The sequence below is a fragment of the Faunimonas sp. B44 genome, assembly GCF_052655945.1.
In genome coordinates, this window is record NZ_JBQYEX010000002.1 from 519,075 (window position 1) to 542,653 (window position 23,579).

Genomic DNA, 23,579 nt, shown 5'->3' on the forward strand with positions numbered 1-23,579 from the left:
CGCCCGCGACAGCGCGGGCGCTGCCTCCCCTCTTGCCGCCTCGGCGCCAGACCGGGCGCAATACGGTCGCCCTCCGGCACCGGTCACACGGCCACGCGTCTCGGAGCAAAAGCGAGGAGCCGGCTCGAATGCAGGAGTTGTGGTTAGCGTTCCTCTCCGTTTGGGAGGCGCTGCAATCGGGCGAGCCCTTCATGATCGCCCGCGCGATCCGGCATCCGGTCCTCTACTGGATCCTCGCCTTCGGCATCCTGCCGGCGTCTTTCCTTGTCCTGGCCGTGCTTCGCGCGGTGCCGGTGCTGAACCGGCATCTCGAACCCACGGCGATGTTCTTCACCTACATGTCGATCGCCGCGATCATCTTCGTTGAGGTCATCCGCCGCTTCTTCCTCAGCGTCCAGGCGCCCTGGTCCACGACGCTCCCGCCCTACCTCTTCCTCCTGCTGACCTGGATCGGCTGCGCCTACAACGTCAAGCTCCGCAGCCACCTGGCCTTTGGCGAGGTTCGGGCCGCCCTGCCGCCCGCCGCCCGGCTGGCGATGTCGTTCGTGGATGCGGCGCTCTGGTACTTGATGGCGGTCATCGTGATGGTGGCGACCTTGCGGCTGACGGCGAACTCGGCCTCGAACTTCCAGCTGCTGCTCGGCACCGACAACGTCATGCGCTGGTGGTTCTACATCTGCGTGCCGGCGGCCTGGCTGGTGCTGTATGCGCGCGTGCTGGAGAACCTGATCGAGGACGTGCGCAACCACCGTGTCAGGCAGGAACCCAGTGCCGACGCGGAGCTCGCCCGCGAATAGGAGGCAGGCGCCATGACCGACGGGACGCTGACGCTGATCTTCTCACTGCTGGCCACCGCCTTCTTCGTTCTCGGCGTGCCGATCTTTCTCGTCATCGCGCTCTGGGTCGTCGCGATGAGCTTCGTCGTCAACCTCTCCCTCGACAACATCGGCTATGCCTTCTCGGCGGTGTTCACCACCTCCTTCGCGTTGCTGGCGATGCCGCTCTTCATCCTGACCGGCGACCTGATCAACCGGTCGGGGATCGCGCACCGTCTCTCGGCCTTCGCCTATGCCTGCCTTGGCTGGCTCCGCGGCGGGCTGGGCATGGCCAGCATCGGGGCGTGCGGGCTCTTTGCAGCGATCTCGGGTTCCAATTCGGCTACGACTGCGACGATCGGTGCGATGATGCATCCACGCATGGTGAGCAACGGCTTCGACGAACGCTTCTCGGCCGCGACCGCTGGTGCCGGCGGCACGGTGGGCATCATCATCCCCCCGTCGATCATCTTCATCGTCTACGGCTTCCTGATGAATCTCTCGATCTCGGAGCTGTTCCTTGCCGGCATCATCCCCGGCATGCTGATGGTCTTCGCGATGCAGGTCGCCTGCTGGATCGTATGCCGCATCAAAGGCTGGGGGCACCTGATCCGCTTCGAATTCGACCGGGTGGTGCGCACCGCCTTCGGCGCCTGGCTCGGCTTCTTCGCCATCGGGCTGGTGCTGTGGGGCATCTATACCGGCAAGTTCTCGCCGACCGAGGCCGCGGGCGTGACGGTCGGGTTCTGCATCCTCGTCGCCCTGCTCTCCCGCCCGCTCTACCGCCTGATCAATCGCGGGGAGGCCGCGGACGACGACCTTGCGCGCACCCCCGGCTGGATCGAGATGGTTCTGGTGGAAGGGTTCCGGCTTCGCGACCTGCCGCCGGTCGTCCTCAACTCGGCGCGGATCGCGGGCATGCTGGCTCCGCTGATAGGCATCTCGGTCGTGATGCAGCAGATCCTCTCTCTCCTCGGCGCGCAGGCGGCGATCCAAGGCTTCATGACCGGGATCGGTGGCTACTACGCCGTTCTGCTCATGGCCATGGCCTTCGTCTTCATCGCTGGCATGGTGCTGGAGAGCCTTCCCAACACCATCATCATGGCTCCGATCCTGGCGCCGATCGCCGCCAGCGTCGGCGTCGACCCGGTCCATTTCGCGGTCATCTTCCTGATCGGCGGCTCGATCGGCTTCATCACCCCGCCTTACGGTCTGAACTTATATGTCGCCAGCGGTGTGACCGGGGTGCCGTACATGCGGTTGCTCAGGTATATCGTTCCGTACCTGATCGCCCTGATCCTTGTCTGGTTGCTGGTGGCGTTCGTTCCCTGGTTGTCTCTGGTCCTGACCTGACCTTGACCGCGTGTCCCTGTTGAGCCCCGCCATGCCGAACGCCACGGAGAGTGCCCCCGCTGCCAGGTCCGAGCGGATTCCGACGACGCTTCGCCTGCTCACGCTGCTCGAGGAGATCGTCCGCCTGGGCCGGCCGGTCAAGCCGTCCGACTTGAGCGGAACGACCGACCTTCCCAAGCCGACGCTGCACAGGCTGTTCCAGACGCTCGAGGCGGAGGGCTACCTGCAGCGCGAACCGGACGGGCGGTCCTACTCGGTCGGCCGGCGCGCGCGGGAGATGGCGGTGGCGACGCTCTCCACCCAGCGCGTGCGAACGGCGCGCCTGGCAATCATGCGTGCGCTGGCAAAGGATGTGGGCGAGACCTGCAATTTCGCCATACCGGACCGAGAGTCCATGGTGTACCTCGACCGGGTGGAGACCGACTGGCCGCTCCGCGTGCAGTTTTCCGTCGGGACGCACGTGCCGCTGCATTGCACCGCTGCGGGCAAGCTCTATCTCGCCACGCTCAGCGACGTGCGGCTCGACAGCTACCTTCGCAACGCCAATCTCGACGCCAAGACGCCGCACACTCTCACCACTCCTGATGCGCTGCGAGCGGAAATCGAGAAGGTGCGCGCCCAAGGTTTCGCCGTCGACAACGAAGAGTTTCTCGAGGGGGTCATCGCATTTGCCGTGCCGCTTCGGGACAAGAACGGTCGCATGCCGGCAACCATCGCCTTCCAGGGTCCGACACAGCGACTATCGATTGAGGCGGGATATACGCACCTCCCCCGCCTGAAGCGCGCCGCCGAGGAACTGTCAGCGCTACTATAGACTACGCACGGCACGCCCCGAGGACGGCGATAAGGATACAAAATGCCGGTGACCTACCTGAAAAAGGCCGAACGGGTTTCCGACTCCGAGACTGATAACGTTCGGGACGTGGTTGCCGGCATCCTGGCCCGCATCGAGGCAGAGGGCGAGGCGGCAGTCCGCCACTTCGCCATGGCTCTTGACAATTGGAGTGGCCCGATCGTCGTCAGCCGCGACGAGATGGACGCTCGTTCGGCAGAGGTGCCGGAGGAGGTGCGTGCCGACATCGCCCTTGCCACGGGCGAAGTGCGGCGCTTCGCGCTGGCGCAGAAGGCTTCCGTCAAGGACTTCGCGATGACCATGGGTTCGGGCCTTGTCGCCGGGCAGCGAATGGTGCCATGCGGCGTCGCCGGCTGCTATGTGCCGACCGGCCGATATGCGCATGTCGCCTCGGCCATCATGTCGGTCGCGACCGCAAAGGCTGCCGGGGTGAACACCGTCATCGCCTGCTCCGCACCGTATCGCGGCGGGCCGATCCACCCCAGTGTCCTCTTTGCGATGAAGGAGGCCGGCGCCGACGTCGTCCTCACGCTCGGGGGAGTCCAGGCCGTGGCGGCCATGGCATACGGCATCTTCACCGGCCTGCCGGCCGACATCATCGTTGGCCCCGGCAACAAGTACGTTGCCGAAGCGAAGAGGATGCTCTTCGGCAAAGTCGGCATAGACGTGTTCGCCGGACCCTCGGAAATCGCGGTCATTGCCGACGCAACGGCCGATCCCGATATCGTCGCTGCCGATCTGGTGGGTCAAGCGGAGCACGGCCATGAGAGTCCTGCATGGCTGTTCACGACATCGCGGGCCATTGCCGAGGCGGTCATGGACCGGGTGCCGAAGTTGATTGCTGATCTGCCGGACCCGGCTTGTTCCGCCGCGGCCGCGGCCTGGCAGGACCACGGCGAGGTGATCCTTTGCGACACGCGCGAGGAACTCGTTGAGGTATCGGACCGTCATGCCAGCGAGCATCTGGAAGTCCATGCCTCCGACCTCGATTGGTGGCTGGAGAACCTTCGCAATTACGGCTCGCTCTTTCTCGGGGAGGAGACAACGGTCGCATTCGGCGACAAGGTCTCGGGCCCAAACCACATTCTGCCCACCAAGGGTGCCGCGCGCTACTCGGCAGGTTTGTCGGTGCACAAATTCCTCAAGCCGCTCACCTGGCAACGCGCCGACGCCGGCGCCTGCCGCAGCCTTGCGCCTGTCACGGCTCGCATCTCGCGGCTCGAGGGGATGGAAGCGCATGCGCGTACGGCAGATGTGCGCCTTGCGAAGTATGCTGCCGCAAAGGCCGCCGATCGCGACTAGAGATCCTTGGCCGCGATCTGGTGAGAGGGATCTGCTACGCTGAGCCTGGACGCCCGCTCCCCTTCGGATCCGCGGGGGGCGTTGCCACCCCCCGGTCCAGGCAACGCCTCCGGGGCTCGTTTGCTGCGGGTCGCCCCCCTCCCCGTCACCCGTCCCTCCGGTCAGACCGGATAGCGCAGGATCGCGGCCGCCGATGCTTCCTCCGGGATGTCGGCCCGGCGCACGGCAAGGACCTTCGCGCCCGCGCGGATGGCGCGCCCGGCGATCTCGTCGATCACGCCATAGCTGCCCGCGCCCGCCTCCGAGGCGAGCGAGACCGAACCGTCCGTCTCGTCGACGGTGCCCGGCAGCGTCTCGTCCATGTCGACGAGCAGGAGCTCCACGGCGCCGAAGGTGGCCGCGCGCGCGACGGTCTGCAGCTCGGTGGTGGCGCGATTCTGGCCGGACCGTTCCTGGAAGAGCGCCTTCGCCGCCTCGACCTGCGCGGCGTAATGGCCGTCCAGGACCGCCCGCGCGGCCTCGGCCAGCTCGCCGTCGCTCATGCGGTCCGGGCTGGCGGACACGCCCTCGGACAGCAGCGCCGGATAGGAGTTGACGGCCCGGAAGATCGGCGCGAGCGGCTCGGTCGCCGCCAGGATCAGAGGCGTCTCCCGCCCTGCGAGGACCCCGCGCAAGGCGGCGTCCACCTGCCGCGCATATTGGCGCAGCAGCACGGTCTGGCCCTGGGCGTTGGCGAGGCGCGTCCCTTGCGTCAGGTTGTTCACCGATGCGCGGCCGACGGCGTCGGCGGCGCTCTTCGGGAGATCGGGAACGCGGACATGCGTTGCCGGCAGATCGGCGAACACCTCGACGAGGCGCACAGCGTTCTCCGACAGGGCCAGCACGAAGGCGTGCTGCGGGAAGGCAATCGCGCGCAGCAGCGGCTTGAGGTGGAAGCGGTCGGAAACCTCGACCGTTTCGGTCACGGCGGTGGCCAGCCGGAAGGTGCGCACATTGTCCGGGGTGGCGAGAACGGCGAGGCTGTGCGCCTGCAGCCGCCAGAATTCATCGTCCTCGCCAAGCGCGGCGAGCTCCGCCTCCAGCAAAGCGCGGCGGCGCTTGTCGAAGCCGGCGGCGTCCAGCTGCGCCATGGCCGCCTTGGCCTGGTTGCCGAGGGCGATGCGGCTCGCCTTCACGTCCTGGGTCTGCGGCGTCGTCGGCAGATAGATCGACACGCAGGCGTCGGCGCGGGTGGCATGGAGCGCCCGGATCTCGGGAAGCGTGGGGATGTCGACGTAAAGCATTCAGGAGACTCCAGTCTGTGAGGCGCGCTCCGGGGCGGCGGTTCGCGTGCGCGGCGCGCGGAAAGATGCGCCCGATTGAGCCCGTATGTGCATCGACCTTGCCGACGGTGCGATCGCCTTCGTTCGGCAGGTTGGCGATGCGCCTCGGTCGGGCGGGACAAGGGTTCGTCTGATGGCCAGGACCTTTTCTGGATCGGCCGAATGCCGGCCGCTCCACGATCGAGACGCGTGGCAACACCTAGGATGATATGGTGTCGGTTGGAACCGAATTCGTCCTCGAGGACCCCCCGGAGATCGGGGCAGCGCTCGAGGCACGGGGTTCCCTGAGTGTCCTCGAACGGCAACCAGCTTGGAGTACGACGAGAGATGACCTCCGCGACGCCACGCCCGGCCACGGAAGACGACGTGCCGGCGCTCGCGCGGCTGTGGCAAGAGGGCTGGCAGGACGCCCATGCCGGGCTCGTGCCCGCCGAGCTCGCCCGCGCGCGCACGCTGGAGAGCTTCGGCGAGCGCCTCCTGCGCGGCCTGGCGCATGTGCGCGCCATCGGCCCGATCGGGGATCCGGACGGCTTTTCCTATGTCGCGGCCGACCAGCTCGACCAGTTCTACGTCCACCGCCGGGCGCGAGGCTCCGGCGTGGCGGCACCCCTCCTGGCCGACGCCGAGCGAAGGCTTGCCGCTTCGGGCGTCGCGACCGCCTGGCTCGCCTGCGCGATCGGCAACGACCGGGCAGCGCGCTTCTACGAGAAATCGGGCTGGACCCGCGCCGGGACAGTCACGATCACTCTCGATATATCGAATGGCCGCTGCCCCCTCGACGTCTGGCGCTACGAGAAGGCCCTCGGCGGCCGCTGACGGGCGGCGGGGAGCGCTCCGCCCGGCTCAGATCACCCGGCTGTCATAGGCCCAGTGCAGCAGCGCCTGGCGCTGGCGCGGGCGGCACATCGGATCGCCCGGCTCGCAATGCTTGCGCACTTGCGAGACGTGCCGCTTCATCGCCTTCCAGCGCCCGATCTGGCGCGCATCGTCGCCGCTGAGGCGCCGGCCCATGTAGTAGCGGCAGTACCACTGGAACCAGCCGCGCGGGTCGTCGGGATGGATCCAGCCCTTCGTCCGCCATTCCGAGAGAGGCTGGCTGGCGTCGACGCCGAAATAGTTGAGCGCGCAGTCGCGGCCGGAGGGCGAGAGCTTCGCGCCCTCGAACCAGCTCGCGGGGAACTCGGCGCGGCAATCGGTCATGTACTTGCCGCAGAAGACGCCGAGCGCGAGCATCTCCTTCGGCGTCAGCTCCGGCCGGAACGCCGGGTCGAAGTCGCGGCCGGCCGGCGCCACGAGCTCGTAGGCATAGCCCTCCTGCATCCTGTCGTTCACGGTGACCAAGCGGCGGCGCATCCCGCCTCCTTTCCGGTTCGGTGGCGCGTCAGCGCCGGGTGCCTGCAGTTGCCCGGGAGCCCGCTGCGCGTGCCTCCGTGCGGGCGGCAGAGCGGCGGGCACCGTCGGCGAACACCCCCGCCGCCCGCCGCAAATAGGCTGCCTCGGCGGCGCGGCCAGCCCGGCCCGACGTTCCCGGGAGGCCTGCGCGACAACAGTTGCGCCGGCCGGGGCGAGCCGCTATATGCGGCGTCGCAACGCTCCCTTCGTCTAGCGGTCCAGGACGCCGCCCTCTCACGGCGGAAACAGGGGTTCGAGTCCCCTAGGGAGCGCCAGCATTCTCCGCGACATACCGAAGTCTTGTGCGCCGCGCATCCGAGCGCGGTGCCACCCCCGATTCGGCTGCGGCGAGGCGCCCGCCCCGGGCATCCCGCCCCTCACCCCGGCTCCAGGCCGAGGCCCGCGAGCACGCCGAGGAGCGGCGGCGGCGGGCGGCTGCCGCTGGTGAAGACCGCCCTGCCCGGCGGCGGCGATTCCGGCGACGCTCCGGGAACGCCGGCCTCCCGGAGCACCGTCTCGAGCCTCCGCGCGATCGCCGGGGCCGGATCGATCCAGGCGACCGGCCAGGGCGCGACGCGCTCGAACACGTCGCGCAGGAACGGGTAGTGCGTGCAGGCGAGCACGATCGTGTCGGTGCGCCTGCCGCCGAGCTCCACGAAGCAGGGCGCAATCTGCTGCAGCACCGCGCCCTCGTCGATCCGCTCGCCCCTGAGGTGCGCCTCGGCGAGCCGCGCCAGGTCCGGCGCTCCGACCAGGCGGACGTGGCAGCCGGCCGCGAAGGTCCGGATCAGCTCGCGCGTATAGTCGCGCCGCATCGTTCCGGGCGTGGCGAGGACCGCGACGACGCCGCTCTCCGTCCGCTCCGCGGCGGGCTTGATCGCCGGCACCGTGCCGACGAAGGGGATCGCGAAGGCGGACCTGAGCGGCGGCAGGACCAGCGTCGACGCGGTGTTGCAGGCGATCACCACGGCGGCGGGGTCGTGCGCCGCGATCAGCCGGTCCATCAGGCTCACGATGTGAGCGACGAGCGCCGCCTCCTCCCAGTCGCCGTAGGGAAAGGCCGCGTCGTCGGCGACGTAGACGAGGGGAAGACCGGGCAGCCGCTCGCGGATCGCGCGGAAGACCGACAGCCCGCCGATGCCGGAATCGAAGACGAGAACCGGCCGCGCCTCATTCATTCCCGCTCGCCCGCCGCCGCTTCTCGTGCCGTCTCTCCAGGGCGGCCACCACGCCCCGCAGCACCTTGACCTCCGGCTCGGTGAAGCCGGCGCGCTGCAGGATCGCCCGCAGGTTCGCCACCATGGCCGGCCGCTTGTCCTCGCTGCGGAAATAGGCGGCCTCGTCGAGGGCCTGCTCGAGATGCTCCATCAGGCCGACGAGCTGCGCCTTGGGCGCGGGTGTCGCATCGAAGGCGGGCACGGCGCCGCGCGTCGGCAGGGCGCCGGCCTCCAGGCCCGACGCCATCCATTCGTAGCTCATCAGGAGCACCGCCTGCGCGATGTTGAGCGAGGCGAAGGCGGGCTCGACCGGGAAGGTGACGATCTCGTCGGCGAGCGCGATCTCCTCGTTCATGAGCCCCCAGCGCTCGCGCCCGAACAGGATGCCCGTGCCCTGCCCCGCCGCGGCGCGGGCGCGCAGCGTCGCGGCGGCCTCGCGCGGACCGACGACCACCTTCGGCAGGCCGCGGGTCCGCGCCGTCGTCGCATAGACGAAGCGAAGGTCGGCGACGGCTTCGGCGGTGGTGGCGAAGACGCGCGCGCCGTCGACGACGTGGTCGGCGCGGCTAGCCGCGGCGCGCGCCTTCTCGCTCGGCCAGCCGTCGCGCGGCGCCACGAGCCTGAGGTCGGCGAGGCCGAAATTGGCCATCGCGCGCGCGGCCGCGCCGATGTTCTCGCCGAGCTGCGGCTCCACGAGCACGACGGCCGGCGGCGGGCAGCGGAGCGCTCCGCCTCCGCCGCCGCCCTCGGCGTTCGTGGTCGCGCTTGCGGTCGGGTCCTCGGCCAAGTTCGTCATCCGTCCATTATCGATGAAGAGCCGCCGGTCTCCTCCAGGCGTGCGGCGGAGTCCAGTGCGCGCACGCCGCGGCACGCCGGTGAACCGCGCCTCCGCCCACGCCTGTATACAGCGGTTGGCGGCTCCCCGGGCCTTTGCTATAGGGGCGCCGCATTCCCTTTTCTCCTCGAGATCCGCGGTGCCAGGCGCCCGTTGTCGTGAAAGGCTGATTGATGGCTAAGATCAAAGTCGCAAACCCGGTGGTCGAGCTCGACGGCGACGAGATGACCCGGATCATCTGGCAGTTCATCAAGGACAAGCTGATCCATCCCTATCTCGACGTCGACCTCATCTATTACGACCTCGGGATGGAGAACCGCGACGCGACGGACGACCGCGTGACGGTGGAGGCGGCCGAAGCCATCCGCGAGCACGGCGTCGGCGTGAAGTGCGCCACCATCACGCCGGACGAGGGCCGGGTCGAGGAGTTCGGCCTGAAGAAGATGTACCGTTCGCCCAACGGCACGATCCGCAACATCCTCGGCGGCGTCATCTTCCGCGAGCCGATCATCTGCCGCAACGTGCCGCGCCTGGTGCCGGGCTGGACGAAGCCGATCATCATCGGCCGCCACGCCTATGGCGACCAGTACCGCGCGACCGACTTCCTGGTCCCGGGCAAGGGCCGGCTCACGATCAAGTTCGAGGGCGAGGACGGCAAGGTCATCGAGCACGAGGTGTTCCAGTTCCCGGGCTCCGGCGTCGCGCTGTCGATGTACAATCTCGACGAGTCGATCCGCGACTTCGCCCGCGCCTCCCTGAACTACGGCCTGATGCGCGGCTACCCGGTCTACCTCTCCACGAAGAACACGATCCTGAAGATCTATGACGGCCGCTTCAAGGACATCTTCCAGGAGGTCTACGACAACGAGTTCAAGGCCGAGTTCGAGAAGAACGGCCTGATCTACGAGCACCGGCTGATCGACGACATGGTCGCCGCGTCGCTGAAGTGGTCGGGCGGCTACGTCTGGGCCTGCAAGAACTATGACGGCGACGTGCAGTCCGACACGGTGGCGCAGGGCTTCGGCTCGCTCGGCCTGATGACCTCCGTGCTGATGACGCCGGACGGCAGGACCGTGGAGGCGGAAGCTGCCCACGGCACCGTCACGCGGCATTACCGCCTGCACCAGCAGGGCAAGGAGACCTCGACCAACGCCACGGCCTCGATCTTCGCCTGGACGCGCGGCCTCGCCCATCGCGCCAAGCTCGACGACAATGCCGAGCTGAAGCGCTTCGCCGAGACGCTCGAGAAGGTCACCGTCGACACGATCGAGTCCGGTGCGATGACGAAGGACCTTGCGCTGCTCGTCGGCCCCGACCAGCCGTGGCTCTCGACCACCGGCTTCCTCGACAAGATCGACGAGAACCTCCAGAAGGCGATGGGCTGACGCCCGCATGGCGGCGCGTTCCGCGCCGCCTCTCCTCCCGCTGATGGCGGCGCGTTCCACGCGCCGCCGCCTCCCCTTCCCGGACGTGGGCCGACAAGCGGCGCCGCCCGCGGGCGTCAGGTCGGCTCCGCCCGCAGGTTCTCCGCCTGCAGCCTGCGCTCCTCGTCGAGAGTCCTGATCAGCGCGTCCTCCGGGATCTCCAGGCCTTCCAGCACCCGTTCGGCGAGCTGGAGGCTGCCCTCCAGCGCTTCCGGCACGACGACCGCCCCGAGTTTCGCGAGCGCTTGGGCGTGGCGCACGTCCCGCGCCCGCGCATAGACGGGCGCATCGGGCCGCCGCCGCCGGATCGTCCTCACCATCCGCTCGGCCGCCGCCGGCGCGTCGATGGTCACGACGAAGGCACGCGCATTGTCGGCGCCCGCGCGCTCCAGGAGCTCCGGTCGCGCCGCGTCCCCGAAGCACATCACCCGGCCCGAGCGGGTGTGCTCGCTGCAGAGCTCGGCGCTCATGTCGACCGCGACGAAGGGTATGCCCTCCCGCTCCAGGATCCGGGCGATCATCTGGCCCACCCGGCCGAAGCCGCCGATCACGACGTGGCCGCCGAGCTCCGTCCTGTCCGGGTCCTTCGGCAGGTCGCCGTGGTCGTAGTGCTCGAAGCGCCGGCCGAGCGCCCGGCCGGCACGGGCGAGCGCAGGCGTCGCAATCATGGAGAGGCTGACGACGACGGTGAGGAACTGCGCGAGGCCGTCGTCGAAGATCCCGCCGCCCGTGGCCATCCGGATGACGACGAAGCCGAACTCGCCGGCGCCGGCGAGCAGCAGGGCGACTTCCACGGCCGGCGACCACCCGATCCCGAAAAGGCGCGCGGCGGCGAAGAGGATCGCGGCCTTCGCGAGGATCAGGGCGGCCGCCGCGGCGAGAATCCAGCCGAGCGCGCCGAAGACGTAGCCGAGGTCGATCCCCATGCCGACGGTCATGAAGAAGAGGCCGAGCAGCAGGCCCTTGAAGGGGTCGATGTCGACCTCGATCTGGTGCTGGAACTCGGTCTCCGCGAGCATCGCCCCGGCGAGGAACGCGCCGAGCGCCAGCGACAGTCCCGCGGCCTCCGTGCCGACGGCGAATCCCACCACGGCGAGCATGGTGATCGCCATGATCAGCTCGCGGCTGCCGGAGCGCGCCGCCTGCCGAACCAGCGGCCTCAGAACGTACCGCCCGATCGCGACGATGAGGCCGATCGCGAGCGCCGCCTGCAGCACCGTCCAGCCGAAGGCGAGCGCGGCCTCGCCGGTCTCCTGCGTGCTGCCGATGCCGAGCAGCCCGACGACGAAGAGGATGGGGACGACGGCGAGGTCCTGCATCAGGAGGACCGAGAGGCTGACACGGCCGGGGCCGGTCGCAAGCCGGCGCTGCTCGGCGAGGAGCTGCATGACGATCGCCGTCGAGGACAGCGACAGGCCGAGCCCGGCCGCGATCGCCGCATTGAACGGTGCGCCGAGGACGTAGACGGCGAGCCCCGCGACGAGGGCCGCGGCGACGACCTGGACCGAACCCAGGCCGAAGACGTAGCGGCGGAGTTCCCAGAGGCGCCGGAGCGACAGCTCGAGGCCGAGGACGAACAGCAGGAAGACGACGCCGAATTCCGCGAACGGCTTGATGCGTTCGGGATCGTCGATCACGAGCACGCCGAGCAGGGGAACGTCGCCGAGAAAACGGCCGAGCCCGTACGGCCCCATGGCCATGCCCGCGACGAGGAAGCCGAGGACCTCGCTGATCCTGAGCCGATGGAAGAACGGGACGATGATGCCGGCGGCGATCAGGAACGTGAGCGCGTCCTCGATCCAGGCTTCGTGGGCGACGCTCTCCAAGCCCGTCCCGACCGGCTCAGGCCGCGCCGGCGAGTTCGGCGAGCGCGGCGCTGATCGCGTCCAGCGAAGCCGATGCCCTCGCCCCGTCGGGCCCGCCCGCCTGCGCGAGATCCGGGCGGCCGCCGCCGCCCTTGCCGCCGAGCGCCTCCGCGCCGACGCGCACCAGGTCGACGGCGTTGATCCTGTCCGTCAAATCGTCGGTCACGCCGACGATCAGGCCGGCCTTGCCGTCGTTCACGCCGACGATCGCCACCACGCCCGAGCCGACCTGGCGCTTGCCCTGGTCGACGAGGCCGCGCAGGTCCTTCGGGGCGACGCCCTCGACCGACCGCGCCATGAGGCTGATCGAGCCGATGCGGCGGACCGGCTCCGCGCCACCGCCCTCGCCGCCGAGCGCGAGCTTCTTCTTCACCTCGGCGAGCTCGCGCTCCAGCTTCCGCCGCTCCTCGACCAGCGCCTCGAGCCGCGCAACGGCTTCGTCGGGGCGCACCTTGAGGCGCGCCGCCATGTCGCGCACGCGGCGGTCCTGCTCGACGAAATAGTGCCGGGCCGCATTGCCCGTCAGCACCTCGAGCCGGCGGACGCCGGCTGCGACCGCACTTTCGCCCAGGACGGCGATGAGGCCGATCTCCCCGGTGCGGCGGACATGGGTTCCGCCGCAGAGCTCGACCGAATAGGTCCGCTTCGGATCGTCGGGCGCCAGGCCCATCGACACGACGCGCACCTCGTCACCGTACTTCTCGCCGAAGAGGGCCATAGCGCCCGCCTCGATCGCCACGTCGCGGTCCATGAGGCGCGTCTCCACCGGAGCATCCTGGAGCACGAGCGCGTTGGCGATGTCCTCGACGGCGGTCAGCTCTTCGCCCGTCATCGGCTTCGGGTGGGAAAAGTCGAAGCGCATCCGGTCGGGCGCGACCAGAGAGCCCTTCTGCGTCACGTGCGGACCGAGCACCTGGCGGAGGGCGGCATGGAGGAGATGGGTGGCCGAATGGTTGCTCCGGATGGTGGCGCGCCGGCCGGAATCCACCTGCAGGTGGACCGCCTCGCCCGTCCTGAGCGTGCCCGCCTCCACCAGGCCGTAATGGACGAACAGCCCGTCCGCCTTCTTCTGCGTGTCCGTCACCCGGAACCGTGCGCCGTCGGCGGCGACGATCGTGCCGGTATCGCCGACCTGGCCGCCCGATTCGCCGTAGAACGGCGTCTGGTTCACGACCACGGCGCCGGACTGGCCGGTACCGAGTGCCTCCGCTTCCCGGCCGTCCGCGACCAGCGCGAGGACCACGCCCTCCGCCTCCTCCGTGTCGTAGCCGAGGAACTCCGTCGCCCCGGTGCGGTCCCTGAGCGTGAGCCAGACGGTCTCCGTCGCGGCGTCGCCGGAGCCGACCCAGCTCGCCCGCGCCTCGGCGCGCTGGCGCTCCATGGCGTCCGTGAAGCCCATCAGGTCTACGCCGATGCCCCGGTTCTTGAGGGCGTCCTGCGTCAGGTCGAGGGGGAAGCCGTAGGTGTCGTAGAGCCGGAACGCCGTCTCGCCGTCGAGCGTATCGCCCTTGTCGAGCGTAGACGTCGCCGCCTCCAGGAGGGAAAGGCCGCGCGCGAGCGTCCTCTGGAACCGGGTCTCCTCGAGCTTCAGCGTCTCCGTGATGAGCGACTGCGCGCGGCGGAGCTCGGGATAGGCGTCGCCCATCTCGCGTGCGAGCGTCGGCACCAGGCGGTAGATGCTCGGCTCCTCGGCGCCGAGCAGGTGCGCGTGCCGCATGGCGCGGCGCATGATCCGCCGGAGCACGTAGCCGCGCCCCTCATTGGAGGGCAGCACGCCGTCGGCGATGAGGAAGCTCGAGGCGCGCAGATGGTCCGCGATCACGCGCGGGCTCGCCTGGTTGACGGCACTCGACGGCCGCCCTGTATGCTCGTGGACGGACGCGATCAGCGCCTTGAAGAGGTCGATGTCGTAATTGTCGTGCACGCCCTGGAGCACGGCGGCGATCCGCTCCAGCCCCATGCCGGTGTCGATCGAGGGCCGCGGCAGGTCGACGCGCTCGTCCGGCGTCACCTGCTCGTACTGCATGAAGACGAGATTCCAGATCTCGATGAAGCGGTCGCCCTCGGCATCGGGCGAGCCCGGCGGCCCGCCCGGAATGCCCTCGCCGTGATCGTAGAAGATCTCCGAGCACGGCCCGCACGGGCCGGTGTCGCCCATCGCCCAGAAATTGTCGCTGGTCGCGATGCGGATGATGCGCGATTCCGGCAGCCCGGCGATCTTCCGCCACAGGTCGAAGGCGTCGTCGTCGGTCGCGTAGACGGTGACGAGCAGGCGGTCGGCGGCGAGGCCGAACTCCTTCGTCACGAGGTTCCAGGCGAGCTCGATCGCGCGGTCCTTGAAGTAGTCGCCGAACGAGAAGTTGCCGAGCATCTCGAAGAAGGTGTGGTGGCGCGCCGTGTAGCCGACATTGTCGAGGTCGTTGTGCTTGCCGCCGGCGCGCACGCACTTCTGCGAGGTCGCCGCGCGCGGCCACGGCGCGGCCGACTTGCCGGTGAAATAGTCCTTGAACTGGACCATGCCGGCATTGGTGAACATCAGCGTCGGGTCGTTGCGCGGCACGAGCGGGCTCGACGCCACCGGCTCGTGGCCGTCGCGCGCGAAATAGTTCAGGAACGCACTGCGGATATCGTTGACGCTGGACATGAAACGCTCGTGTGAGGGCCGGCGGAGCGCGGCCGCGCAGGGCATTTAAGCGCAGCCGTCCGGCCTGTCCAGCAAGCCGGCAGCGACCGCGCCTGCGCATCGCGTGAAGCGTTCCGCCGCAGCCGTTACTGCCACGGCCGCTTCATGTCCCCGTGCGCCGTCGCGACGACGGGTGCGCCATCCGGGCCGCCCGGAAAGGCGATCGCATGAGCGCCGAAGCGGGCGAGGCGGTCGCGGTCGATCACGATCGCCGCGGCGCATCCGGGCGGCGCCGGAAGCGGCGTCAGCACGACGGCGGCGCGCCGGCAGTCTTCGGCGAAGGCGACCGCGTCCCTGACGTGCGAGACGAGCCGCCCGCCTGCCCCCCGCAGCAGGCAGGCCGCCTCGTCGCAGGCCATTCCCGCGCGGAGCTCCGCGCGGGAAGGCATGCCGGGCTCGCTTTCGAACAGCTGCTCGACCGTGAAGGAGCCGGCCCGGCCGCCCGACACGCGGAGCACGCCCGTCTCGTCGCGCACCGCGGCGACGCGGCCGTCGGGCGAGAGCACGACGTCCGGCCGGCCGCCGAACACCGGCACCATCAGAAGGCCCAGGATGGCGACCGGCACGCCCGCGAGCCGCCATCGCAACCGCCACAGCGCGAGCCAGAGGAACCCCGCCGTCATGACGATGAGCGCAGCCGCGGGAATGGGCGGCGAAGGCAGCGACGCGCCCGGAAGCCGCGCCACCCAGCCCGCGACTGCGAGCATCAGCTCGATCCCGGTCGTCATCACCGCCAGCGGAAGCGGATCGAGCCCGAACGGCATGAGGAGCAGCGCGAGCAGCCCGAACGGCATGACCAGGATGGAGACGACCGGCATCGCGAGCAGGTTGGCGACGAGCGCGAAGCTCGTGATCCGCTCGAAATGGTAGGCGGCGTAGGGCGCGGTGGCGAGGCTGGCGATGACCGTCGTCAGCGCGATCCCGAACACTCCGCGCCAGAGCCAGCGCAGGGCCGCGTGACCAGGGAAGAGCGGCTCGCCCGCGATGCCCGGCTCCCGGTCTCGCCAGGCCTCCCAGCCGGCGACGAGCGCGACGACGGCGGCGAACGACATCTGGAAGCCCGGCTCGAGCACGCTTTCCGGTTCCAGGGCGAGGACGACGAAGGCGGCGATCGCCAGGTTCCGCATGGAGAGCGCGGGACGGCCGGCGAGCACGGCGGCGAAGAGGATCGCCGCCATCACGTAGGCCCGCCTCGTCGCGACGTTGCCGCCGGAGATCGCGAGGTAGGCGGTCGCGACGCCGATCGCGACGATGGCGGCCCATTGCCTTATCGGCCGGCCGAGCGCGAGCGCCGGCGAAAGCGCCAGCAGCGCGCGCACGGCGAAGAACGCCGTGCCGGCGACCAGCATCATGTGCAGGCCGGAGATCGAGATGACATGGGCGAGCCCGGAATCCTGGAGGTTCCGCTTGGTCGCATCGGAAAGCCCGCTGCGCTCGCCGACGAGGAGCGCAGCCGCGACGGCGCCGGCCTCGCCCGGAGCGAGCGAGCGGATGCGGTCCACGACGTGCCGGCGAACCTTCGCGACGAGGAAGCGCCAGCCCGGGCCGTCAGGCTCCGGCAGGAGCGTCCAGTTCCCGAGCGCGAACCCGCTTCCGCCGATCCCGTCGAAGAAGGCGGACCAGCGCGGATTATACCCGCCCGGCATCGAGGGGCCAGGCACCGGCATGAGCATGGCGCGGACTTCGATGGCGGCGCCGAGCGGCGGCAGCGGCCGGCCGGGCGGGAGGGAGAGGCGCAGCCGGGCCGGCGTCTCGCCGGGGGCCCGGCCGGCGATGGCCAGCCGGTCGAGCAGGATGCGCGGCCGCCTTTCGACCCTCTCCTCGACCTGCAGCACCCGGCCGGTGACGAGGGCGGCGGCCTGGCGGGTGATCGCGGGCCCTCCGAGGCTGTCGGTCCGGATCTTCGCGGCGGTCGCACCGAGGAGCAGGAGCGCGACCAGCGTCAGTGCGCGGAACGGGCGGTCCCTGTGGAACGCGGAGAGCGCGAGGATGGAAACGAGGGCGGCGGCAGCGGCGACAGCCGCGAGCGAAGGTTCGCGCGGCAATGCAAAATAGACGATCGCGCCCGTTCCGAACGCCGCGGCGAGCCAGTGGAAGCCGCGCCGCTCGTCGAGTTCCGCCACCCAGCTCTCGCGGATCGCGCGCGCAGCTGCCGGCGCGATCCGGAACAGCCTTGTCCGGAGCGCAGCCGCGAAGGCGCCGACGCCAGCGCGCCCGCCGATCCCCGGCCCGACCTCGCCCCGCTCCGCCACGGCCCCTGCCCCGGACCTTGTGCCCCGAGGGACCTATGTTACACAGGCCGCGCTCCAGCACATATCCGAAGCGTCCAGATGACCGAGATCGTCACCCGATTCGCCCCCTCGCCGACCGGATTCCTGCACATCGGCGGGGCGCGCACCGCCCTTTTCAACTGGCTCTACGCGCGCGGCCACGGCGGCCGCATGCTGCTGCGGATCGAGGACACGGACCGGGAGCGCTCGTCGCAGGCCGCGATCGAGGCGATCGTGGATGGGCTTGCCTGGCTCGGGCTCGACTGGGAGGGCGAGCCGATCTCGCAGTTCGCCCGCTGCGCGCGCCATGCCGAGGTTGCGCTCGGCCTCGTCGCCGCCGGCCGGGCCTACCGGTGCTATGCGAGCCCCGAGGAGCTCCAGGCCATGCGCGAGGAGGCGCGCGCCAAGGGCCTGCCGCCGCGCTATGACGGCCGCTGGCGGGACCGCGACCCGAGCGAGGCCCCGGCGGGCGTCGCGCCGGTGATCCGCATCAAGGCGCCGCAGAGCGGCGAGACGATCGTCGACGACAAGGTCCAGGGGCGGGTCGCCTTTCCGAACAAGGACCTCGACGACTTCGTGATCCTGCGCTCCGACGGCACGCCGACCTACATGCATGCGGTCGTCGTCGACGATCACGACATGGGCGTCACGCACGTCATCCGCGGCGACGACCACTTCACCAATGCGGCGCGGCAGACCATCCTCTACGACGCTCTCGGCTGGACGGTGCCGGTCTGGGCGCACATCCCGCTCATCCACGGGCCCGACGGTCACAAGCTCTCGAAGCGACACGGCGCGCTCGGCGTGGAGGCGTACCGGGCGATGGGCTACCTGCCGGAGGCGCTGCGGAACTATCTCGCCCGGCTCGGCTGGTCGCATGGCGACGACGAGATCTTCTCGAGCGAACAGGCGGCGGAGTGGTTCGATTTCGACGGCATCGGCCGTTCGCCGGCGCGATTCGACTTCGCCAAGCTGCAGAATCTCAACGGCCATTACATGCGCCTCGCCGACGACGGCTACCTGCTGGAACGTCTCGAGGCGATCCTGCCCGAGATCGAGGGCGGGCCGGCGCTCGCCGCCCGCCTCGACGAGGACCTGCGCCGCCGGATCCTCGGCCTGATGCCGACGCTGAAGGAGCGTGCGAAGGCGCTGGTCGAACTGGTTGCGGGCGTTCAGTTCCTCGTCGCCGAAAGGCCGCTGCACCTGGATGCCAAGGCGGCGGAAATCCTGTCCGGCGACGCACGCGGGCTGCTCCGGGCAATCGAGCCCGAACTGCGCAGCGCCGACTGGGATGCGTCGGCGCTCGAGCAGACGGTGAGGACGTTCTCCGAGCGCGCGGGCGTGAAGCTCGGCAAGGTGGCGCAGCCGCTCCGGGCGGCGCTGACCGGCTCCTCCTCGTCGCCGCCCATCTTCGACGTGATGGTCGCGCTGGGCCGGGATCAGAGCCTTGCGAGGCTGTCCGACCAGATTGTCTGACAATCCGGTCGGAAGCTTGCGGTGCACTGCAAAAAGAGCTAGGCAAGCGGCGGAATTTCCACCCGACACGGGCCCGCCAGACAGTCCGAGGTGTAGTCGATTCGCCCGGTCACTGCCTGCGAACGTGTCCTTCCGACATGAGGTGAACGGCATGGGCGATCAGACGGCCAGACTTATCGTCGGCAATGAGAGCTGGGAATTCGGCATTGAGGACGGCACCATCGGGCCGTCGGTGATCGACATCTCCAGCCTCTACGCCAAGACGGGCATGTTCACGCTCGATCCGGGCTTCACCTCCACGGCCTCGTGCGAGTCCTCCATCACCTATATCGATGGCGACGAAGGGCTGCTGCTCTACCGCGGCTATCCGATCGAGCAGTTGGCCGAGAGCGGCGACTTCCTCGAGACCTGCTACCTGCTTCTCTACGGCGAGCTGCCGACGGCCGCCCAGAAGCGCGACTTCGACGAGCGCGTGACGCGCCACACCATGCTGCACGAGCAGATGGCGCGCTTCTTCACCGGCTTCCGCCGCGACGCGCACCCGATGGCGGTGATGGTCGGCGTGGTCGGCGCGCTGTCCGCCTTCTACCACGATTCCACGGACATCGCCGATCCGTACCAGCGCATGGTCGCCTCTATCCGCATGATCGCGAAGATGCCGACGATCGCGGCGATGGCTTACAAGTACCATATCGGCCAGCCTTTCGTTTACCCGCAGAACAACCTCGACTACGCCGCCAACTTCCTGCGCATGTGCTTCGCCGTGCCGTGCGAGGACTACGTCGTCGATCCGGTGCTGGCGCGGGCGATGGACCGCATCTTCATCCTGCATGCCGACCACGAGCAGAATGCGTCGACCTCGACGGTCAGGCTCGCCGGCTCGTCCGGGGCGAACCCGTTCGCCTGCATCGCCGCCGGGATCGCCTGCCTCTGGGGCCCGGCCCACGGCGGCGCCAACGAGGCCGCCCTCAACATGCTGGCCGAGATCGGCACGCCGGATCGCATTCCGGAATTCATCGAGCGGGCCAAGGACAAGGACGACCCGTTCCGGCTGATGGGCTTCGGCCATCGCGTCTACAAGAACTACGATCCGCGCGCGAAGATCATGCAGCGGACCTGCCACGAGGTGCTGACCACGCTCGGCATCAAGGACGATTCGCTGCTCGACGTGGCGATGGAGCTCGAGCGGATCGCGCTGACGGACGATTATTTCGTCGAGAAGAAGCTCTATCCGAACATCGACTTCTATTCGGGCATCACGCTGAAGGCGATGGGCTTCCCGACGACCATGTTCACGGTGCTGTTCGCGGTCGCCCGCACGGTCGGCTGGATCGCGCAGTGGAAGGAGATGGTGGAGGATCCGAAGCAGCGCATCGGCCGCCCGCGCCAGCTCTTCGTCGGCGCGACCCAGCGCGACTACGTGGCGACCGACCAGCGCGGCTGACGGCCGGGCTGCGTGGCTTTCGCGGCGGCTACCGCACGGCGGTGGCCGCCGCCAGCGTCTTCAGGACGATATCGGCGGCGAGCTCGCTCGGCTGCGCTCCGTCCGGCAGTGCCATCGCCTGGTCGAGCCGGGCGAGCGCCTCGATCTGGCGCGCCCGCTCGGGCCCCTCGCGAAGGAGGGCCGAGACGTCTGCGGCGAGCACCTCCGGCGAGCCCGCCTGGTCGAGGTACTCGGGTATGGCGTTCTCCCCGATGATCAGGTTCACCAGGACGATCGAGGGCACGCGGAGGAGCGGCTTCAGCATGCGCGCGATCGGGTCGACCCGGTAGGCGACCACCATCGGCACGCCGGCGAGCCCGAGTTCCAGCGTTACCGTGCCCGAGGCGGCGAGCGCGGCGTGGGCCCTGCGGAACGCGGCGAACTTCTCCGCTTCCCCCGTGACGATCCGGGGTTTCACCGGCCAGCCGGCCAGTTCCGCCTCGATCTCCGCGCGCAGATGGCCGACCGCCGGCAGGAGGACCTCGACGCCCGGATGCGCCGCGGCGATCCTCGCCACGGCCTCTCCGAACGGCGCCATCAGGCGCTTGATCTCGCTCCGCCGGCTGCCCGGCAGCACCACCAGCACCGGGTTCTCCGACAGCGGGTCCCTTTCCCCGGGGGCGGGGCGAAGCTCGGCCACGCGCTCCACCAGCGGGTGGCCGACATAGGTGCAGGGCGGGCCGCGCAGGCGGCGGTGGACGTCCGGCTCGAACGGCAGGAGCGCGAGCACATGGTCGAAGAACTTCGCCATGCGCGGCGCCCGCCACGCCTTCCACGCCCACACCGAGGGCGACACGTAGTCGACGAGCGGGACTTCGGGCAGGCGCCGCTTCACGCGCTCGGCGACCGAATGCGTGAAGCCGGGGCTGTCGACCGCGACGAGGATGTCGGGCCGCTCGGCGACGATCGCGTCCACGGCCTGGTACACGCGCCGGACGATGCGCGGGACGTGCGCGATGATCGAGCCGATCCCGATCACCGCCACATCGGAGACGGGGAAGGCCGTGGTCGCGCCGCGCGCGATCATCCGGTCGCCTGCCACGCCGAAGACGACGCAGTCGGGGTGCCTCCGGCGCAGCGCGTCGATCAGCCCGGCCCCGAGCTGGTCCCCGGATTCCTCGCCGACCACGATCGCGACCCTCAGCGGCCCGGGCACCCGGTCGCTCATGTCTTGACGCCGAGCAGGAACAGCCCGGCCGCATCGAGGGCGCCGGTCGTCTCCGCCCGGCCCGCGACGAGCGTGCGCCCAGCCTCCGCCGCGATCCCGGCGAGACCGGCGGCCTTGATGTTCCTGGCCGTGGCCGGGCCGATCGTGGGAAGATCGAGCCGCGGATCCTGGCGCGGCTTCATGCACTTCGCCAGCACGCCGCCCGCCTTCGGGATCCTGCGCTTTTCGCGGAGTTCGGCGATGCGTGCGATCATGCCGTCGGTCCCTTCCGCGGCCTCCAGGGCGACCACCCTCCCCTCCACCGCGACCGCCGCCTGGCCGATGTCGAGGGCGCCGATCGCGCGCGCTGCGGCAAGCGCCGCCTCGGCGTCCTTCATGTCCTGCGGCGTCGGCTTGCGCCTCGTCGCGACGCCCTCCCCGAGCGCGAGGTCGGGGGCGATCTCGATCGGGCTGACGAGCCTGATACCGCGCTCCTCGAAGATCGCGGCGACGCCGGCGAGGAGGCGGTCGTCGCCGCCGTGGAGGAGCGAGAGCACGCGCGGGAGCAGCTTGAGCGCGCCGAGGTCGGGCGCGAGTGCGGCAATATCGGGCCGCCGTGCGACCCCGCCGATGAAGACGGCCCGCCGGCAGCCCTCCTCGGCGAGCGTCCTGAACAGCCTGCCGATCTCGCCGAAGCGCAGGCTGTGGACGCACGCCGCTCCAAAGGCCGAAGGATCGGCTTCGCCCTCGATGGCGATCACCACCGGCCGGTGACCTGCGGCGGCGGCGGCACGCGCCACGACCGGCGGAAGGCCGCCGCTCCCCGCAAGGATCGCGATCGGATCGGCGGGGGACTGCTGCGTCATGGCCGTCAGGCCGTACGCTCCCCGCGCGGCGTGCAGAGCGAGCGTTCGCCGCCTTCGCGGACGAAATCCACGATCATCCCGACGTTCGGGTCGCCCGGAAAGGTCGATGCGACCTCCTCCACCCGCTGCTTCAGCGTGCCGGCCTCGGCGAACAGGAGCTGGTAGGCGCGCCGCACGTTCTGGATCGCCTCGCGCGAGAAGCCGCGCCGCTTCATGCCGACGATGTTGAGGCCGCCGAGATACGCCCTGTTGCCGAGCACGGAGCCGAACGGGATCACGTCGTTCTCAACCCCCGCCATGCCGCCGACGAAGGCGTGCGCGCCGATCCGGGCGAACTGGATGATCGCGGCTCCCCCGCCGACGATCACGTTGTCGCCGAGCGTGACATGGCCCGCGAGCATGGCGTTGTTAGAAAGAATGACGCTGTCGCCGACGCGGCAGTCGTGGCCGACATGGGCGTTCGCGAGGAAGGCGCAGCGGTCGCCGATCATCGTCACCATGCCCCCCCCCGCAGTCCCGGGGTTCATGGTCACGCCTTCGCGGATGATGCAGTCGGAACCGATGACGAGCCGCGACGGCTCGCCCTGGTACTTCAGGTCCTGAGGCTGATGCCCGATCGAGGCGAACGGATAGAGCTTCGCCCTCGGCCCGATCGCCGTCCGCCCCGCGACGACGACGTGACTGAGGAGTTCGCAGCTCTCTCCCAGTTCCACCTCGCTCCCGACGACGCAATAGGGCCCGACGCGGACGCCGGCGCCGAGCCTCGCCCCCTCTCCGACGATCGCCGAGGGATGGATCTCCGGCACCCTACTGGTCCACCAGCATCGCGCTCACTTCCGCCTCGGCGACCTTGCCGCCGTCCACGCGCGCCTCGCACGCGAAGCGCCAGATGCTCCCGCGCCGGCGGATCTTCTGGACGTGGTACTCGACCGTGTCGCCCGGGATCACGGGCTTCCTGAACTTCGCCTTGTCGATGGTCATGAAGTAGACGAGCTGCGGCTTGCCGGGCGTCTCCCGCGCCAGCACGCAGAGCGCGCCCGCCGTCTGGGCCATGCCCTCGATCAGCAGCACCCCCGGCATTACCGGCCGCTCGGGGAAATGGCCGAGGAAGTGCGGCTCGTTGATGGTGACGTTCTTGATGCCGATGCAGAAATCGTCCCCGCGTATGTCGCGGATCCGATCGACCATCAGGAAGGGATAACGGTGGGGGAGCGCGGACAGGATCTTCGCAATGTCGGCCGCCTCCAGTGACCCCGCTTGTTCGTTCATGATCTAG

General features: G+C 69.7%; 19 protein-coding genes, 1 tRNA gene and 1 pseudogene. 9 read left to right on the top strand and 12 right to left on the bottom strand.

Annotation, left to right across the window (positions count from 1 at the left end; all coding sequences use genetic code 11):
• The first annotated feature begins 128 nt into the window (after nt 1–128).
• From ACUN0C_RS05730 to hisD, 4 genes are read left to right on the top strand one after another with little or no spacing between them, the layout of a single operon-like run.
• Nucleotides 129–797, top strand: a complete 669-nt coding sequence (locus ACUN0C_RS05730; RefSeq protein ID WP_445465354.1) for a TRAP transporter small permease — start codon at nt 129–131, stop codon at nt 795–797.
• A gap of 12 nt (nt 798–809) precedes the next feature.
• Nucleotides 810–2,168, top strand: coding sequence for a TRAP transporter large permease (locus tag ACUN0C_RS05735; protein ID WP_445465355.1), 1,359 nt, complete (start codon nt 810–812; stop codon nt 2,166–2,168).
• Between the two features lie 31 nt (nt 2,169–2,199).
• Complete coding sequence (locus tag ACUN0C_RS05740) at nt 2,200–2,982, top strand: IclR family transcriptional regulator (protein ID WP_445465356.1); 783 nt, start codon at nt 2,200–2,202, stop codon at nt 2,980–2,982.
• Nucleotides 2,983–3,024: 42 nt separating this feature from the next.
• Nucleotides 3,025–4,323 (top strand): histidinol dehydrogenase, encoded by a 1,299-nt coding sequence (gene hisD, locus ACUN0C_RS05745; RefSeq protein WP_445465357.1) that lies wholly within the window; start codon nt 3,025–3,027, stop codon nt 4,321–4,323.
• Between the two features lie 161 nt (nt 4,324–4,484).
• Here the strand turns inward: hisD and ACUN0C_RS05750 are convergent, their stop codons facing one another.
• Nucleotides 4,485–5,606, bottom strand: coding sequence for a baeRF11 domain-containing protein (locus ACUN0C_RS05750; protein ID WP_445465358.1), 1,122 nt, complete (start codon nt 5,604–5,606; stop codon nt 4,485–4,487).
• Between the two features lie 366 nt (nt 5,607–5,972).
• Between ACUN0C_RS05750 and ACUN0C_RS05755 the strand changes: the two genes are divergently transcribed.
• Complete coding sequence (locus ACUN0C_RS05755; protein ID WP_445465359.1) at nt 5,973–6,461, top strand: GNAT family N-acetyltransferase; 489 nt, start codon at nt 5,973–5,975, stop codon at nt 6,459–6,461.
• Nucleotides 6,462–6,488: 27 nt separating this feature from the next.
• Here the strand turns inward: ACUN0C_RS05755 and ACUN0C_RS05760 are convergent, their stop codons facing one another.
• Nucleotides 6,489–6,998: a hypothetical protein gene (locus ACUN0C_RS05760; RefSeq protein ID WP_445465360.1), complete on the bottom strand. Its 510-nt coding sequence runs from the start codon at nt 6,996–6,998 to the stop codon at nt 6,489–6,491.
• A gap of 238 nt (nt 6,999–7,236) precedes the next feature.
• Between ACUN0C_RS05760 and ACUN0C_RS05765 the strand changes: the two genes are divergently transcribed.
• A tRNA-Glu gene (locus ACUN0C_RS05765) sits at nt 7,237–7,312 on the top strand.
• 102 nt (nt 7,313–7,414) lie between these two features.
• On the opposite strand, the gene murI is transcribed toward ACUN0C_RS05765, so the two are convergent.
• Nucleotides 7,415–8,215 (bottom strand): glutamate racemase, encoded by an 801-nt coding sequence (murI, locus tag ACUN0C_RS05770; protein ID WP_445465361.1) that lies wholly within the window; start codon nt 8,213–8,215, stop codon nt 7,415–7,417.
• Nucleotides 8,208–9,050 carry an RNA methyltransferase gene (locus tag ACUN0C_RS05775; RefSeq protein ID WP_445465362.1) on the bottom strand — a complete coding sequence of 281 codons (843 nt, stop codon included), beginning with the start codon at nt 9,048–9,050 and terminating at the stop codon, nt 8,208–8,210. The genes murI and ACUN0C_RS05775 overlap by 8 nt, the downstream gene beginning before the upstream one ends.
• A gap of 212 nt (nt 9,051–9,262) precedes the next feature.
• Between ACUN0C_RS05775 and ACUN0C_RS05780 the strand changes: the two genes are divergently transcribed.
• Nucleotides 9,263–10,474 carry an NADP-dependent isocitrate dehydrogenase gene (locus ACUN0C_RS05780; protein ID WP_445465363.1) on the top strand — a complete coding sequence of 404 codons (1,212 nt, stop codon included), beginning with the start codon at nt 9,263–9,265 and terminating at the stop codon, nt 10,472–10,474.
• Nucleotides 10,475–10,590: 116 nt separating this feature from the next.
• Here ACUN0C_RS05780 and ACUN0C_RS05785 read toward each other — a convergent pair whose 3' ends face one another.
• The 3 genes from ACUN0C_RS05785 to ACUN0C_RS05795 all read right to left on the bottom strand — a co-directional run bounded on the left by ACUN0C_RS05785 (nt 10,591) and on the right by ACUN0C_RS05795 (nt 17,313).
• A complete protein-coding gene (locus ACUN0C_RS05785) occupies nt 10,591–12,339 on the bottom strand; it encodes a cation:proton antiporter domain-containing protein (protein WP_445465364.1) in 1,749 nt (582 codons plus the stop codon).
• A 16-nt stretch (nt 12,340–12,355) separates the two neighbouring features.
• Nucleotides 12,356–15,022 (bottom strand): alanine--tRNA ligase, encoded by a 2,667-nt coding sequence (gene alaS, locus ACUN0C_RS05790; protein ID WP_445465365.1) that lies wholly within the window; start codon nt 15,020–15,022, stop codon nt 12,356–12,358.
• Between the two features lie 125 nt (nt 15,023–15,147).
• Nucleotides 15,148–17,313, bottom strand: coding sequence for a ComEC/Rec2 family competence protein (locus tag ACUN0C_RS05795; protein WP_445465366.1), 2,166 nt, complete (start codon nt 17,311–17,313; stop codon nt 15,148–15,150).
• 78 nt (nt 17,314–17,391) lie between these two features.
• On the opposite strand from ACUN0C_RS05795, the gene gltX reads away from it, so the two are divergent.
• Together gltX and gltA are read left to right on the top strand one after the other, a co-directional pair.
• Nucleotides 17,392–18,807 carry a glutamate--tRNA ligase gene (gltX, locus tag ACUN0C_RS05800; RefSeq protein WP_445465367.1) on the top strand — a complete coding sequence of 472 codons (1,416 nt, stop codon included), beginning with the start codon at nt 17,392–17,394 and terminating at the stop codon, nt 18,805–18,807.
• Nucleotides 18,808–18,958: 151 nt separating this feature from the next.
• Nucleotides 18,959–20,251 carry a citrate synthase gene (gene gltA, locus ACUN0C_RS05805; RefSeq protein ID WP_445465368.1) on the top strand — a complete coding sequence of 431 codons (1,293 nt, stop codon included), beginning with the start codon at nt 18,959–18,961 and terminating at the stop codon, nt 20,249–20,251.
• Between the two features lie 28 nt (nt 20,252–20,279).
• Here gltA and lpxB read toward each other — a convergent pair whose 3' ends face one another.
• The 5 genes and pseudogenes from lpxB to fabZ form a co-directional block, all read right to left on the bottom strand.
• On the bottom strand, nt 20,280–21,458 hold the full coding sequence (gene lpxB / locus ACUN0C_RS05810; RefSeq protein WP_445465369.1) for a lipid-A-disaccharide synthase: 1,179 nt from the start codon (nt 21,456–21,458) through the stop codon (nt 20,280–20,282).
• The gene (gene lpxI / locus ACUN0C_RS05815) at nt 21,455–21,922 is read right to left on the bottom strand and encodes a UDP-2,3-diacylglucosamine diphosphatase LpxI domain-containing protein (RefSeq protein ID WP_445465448.1); all 468 of its coding nucleotides are present in this window, start codon (nt 21,920–21,922) and stop codon (nt 21,455–21,457) included. Before lpxI ends, lpxB begins: the two co-directional genes overlap by 4 nt.
• Nucleotides 21,896–22,303: pseudogene (locus ACUN0C_RS05820) on the bottom strand (DUF1009 domain-containing protein); the annotation flags it as partial. The pseudogene ACUN0C_RS05820 and the gene lpxI, both read right to left, overlap by 27 nt.
• A gap of 5 nt (nt 22,304–22,308) precedes the next feature.
• Complete coding sequence (gene lpxA, locus ACUN0C_RS05825) at nt 22,309–23,109, bottom strand: acyl-ACP--UDP-N-acetylglucosamine O-acyltransferase (protein WP_445465370.1); 801 nt, start codon at nt 23,107–23,109, stop codon at nt 22,309–22,311.
• Between the two features lies 1 nt (nt 23,110).
• On the bottom strand, nt 23,111–23,572 hold the full coding sequence (fabZ, locus tag ACUN0C_RS05830; RefSeq protein WP_445465371.1) for a 3-hydroxyacyl-ACP dehydratase FabZ: 462 nt from the start codon (nt 23,570–23,572) through the stop codon (nt 23,111–23,113).
• Between the last annotated feature and the right edge of the window lie 7 nt (nt 23,573–23,579).

Coding starts and splice junctions, on each gene's coding strand:
- ACUN0C_RS05750 (WP_445465358.1), bottom strand. CDS start 5,606: ATGCTTTACGTCGACATCCCCACGCTTCCCGAGATCCGGGCGCTCCAT.
- gltX (WP_445465367.1), top strand. CDS start 17,392: ATGACCGAGATCGTCACCCGATTCGCCCCCTCGCCGACCGGATTCCTG.
- ACUN0C_RS05755 (WP_445465359.1), top strand. CDS start 5,973: ATGACCTCCGCGACGCCACGCCCGGCCACGGAAGACGACGTGCCGGCG.
- ACUN0C_RS05735 (WP_445465355.1), top strand. CDS start 810: ATGACCGACGGGACGCTGACGCTGATCTTCTCACTGCTGGCCACCGCC.
- gltA (WP_445465368.1), top strand. CDS start 18,959: ATGGGCGATCAGACGGCCAGACTTATCGTCGGCAATGAGAGCTGGGAA.
- ACUN0C_RS05760 (WP_445465360.1), bottom strand. CDS start 6,998: ATGCGCCGCCGCTTGGTCACCGTGAACGACAGGATGCAGGAGGGCTAT.
- lpxB (WP_445465369.1), bottom strand. CDS start 21,458: ATGAGCGACCGGGTGCCCGGGCCGCTGAGGGTCGCGATCGTGGTCGGC.
- ACUN0C_RS05780 (WP_445465363.1), top strand. CDS start 9,263: ATGGCTAAGATCAAAGTCGCAAACCCGGTGGTCGAGCTCGACGGCGAC.
- ACUN0C_RS05775 (WP_445465362.1), bottom strand. CDS start 9,050: ATGACGAACTTGGCCGAGGACCCGACCGCAAGCGCGACCACGAACGCC.
- fabZ (WP_445465371.1), bottom strand. CDS start 23,572: ATGAACGAACAAGCGGGGTCACTGGAGGCGGCCGACATTGCGAAGATC.
- ACUN0C_RS05730 (WP_445465354.1), top strand. CDS start 129: ATGCAGGAGTTGTGGTTAGCGTTCCTCTCCGTTTGGGAGGCGCTGCAA.
- hisD (WP_445465357.1), top strand. CDS start 3,025: ATGCCGGTGACCTACCTGAAAAAGGCCGAACGGGTTTCCGACTCCGAG.
- ACUN0C_RS05740 (WP_445465356.1), top strand. CDS start 2,200: ATGCCGAACGCCACGGAGAGTGCCCCCGCTGCCAGGTCCGAGCGGATT.
- murI (WP_445465361.1), bottom strand. CDS start 8,215: ATGAATGAGGCGCGGCCGGTTCTCGTCTTCGATTCCGGCATCGGCGGG.
- alaS (WP_445465365.1), bottom strand. CDS start 15,022: ATGTCCAGCGTCAACGATATCCGCAGTGCGTTCCTGAACTATTTCGCG.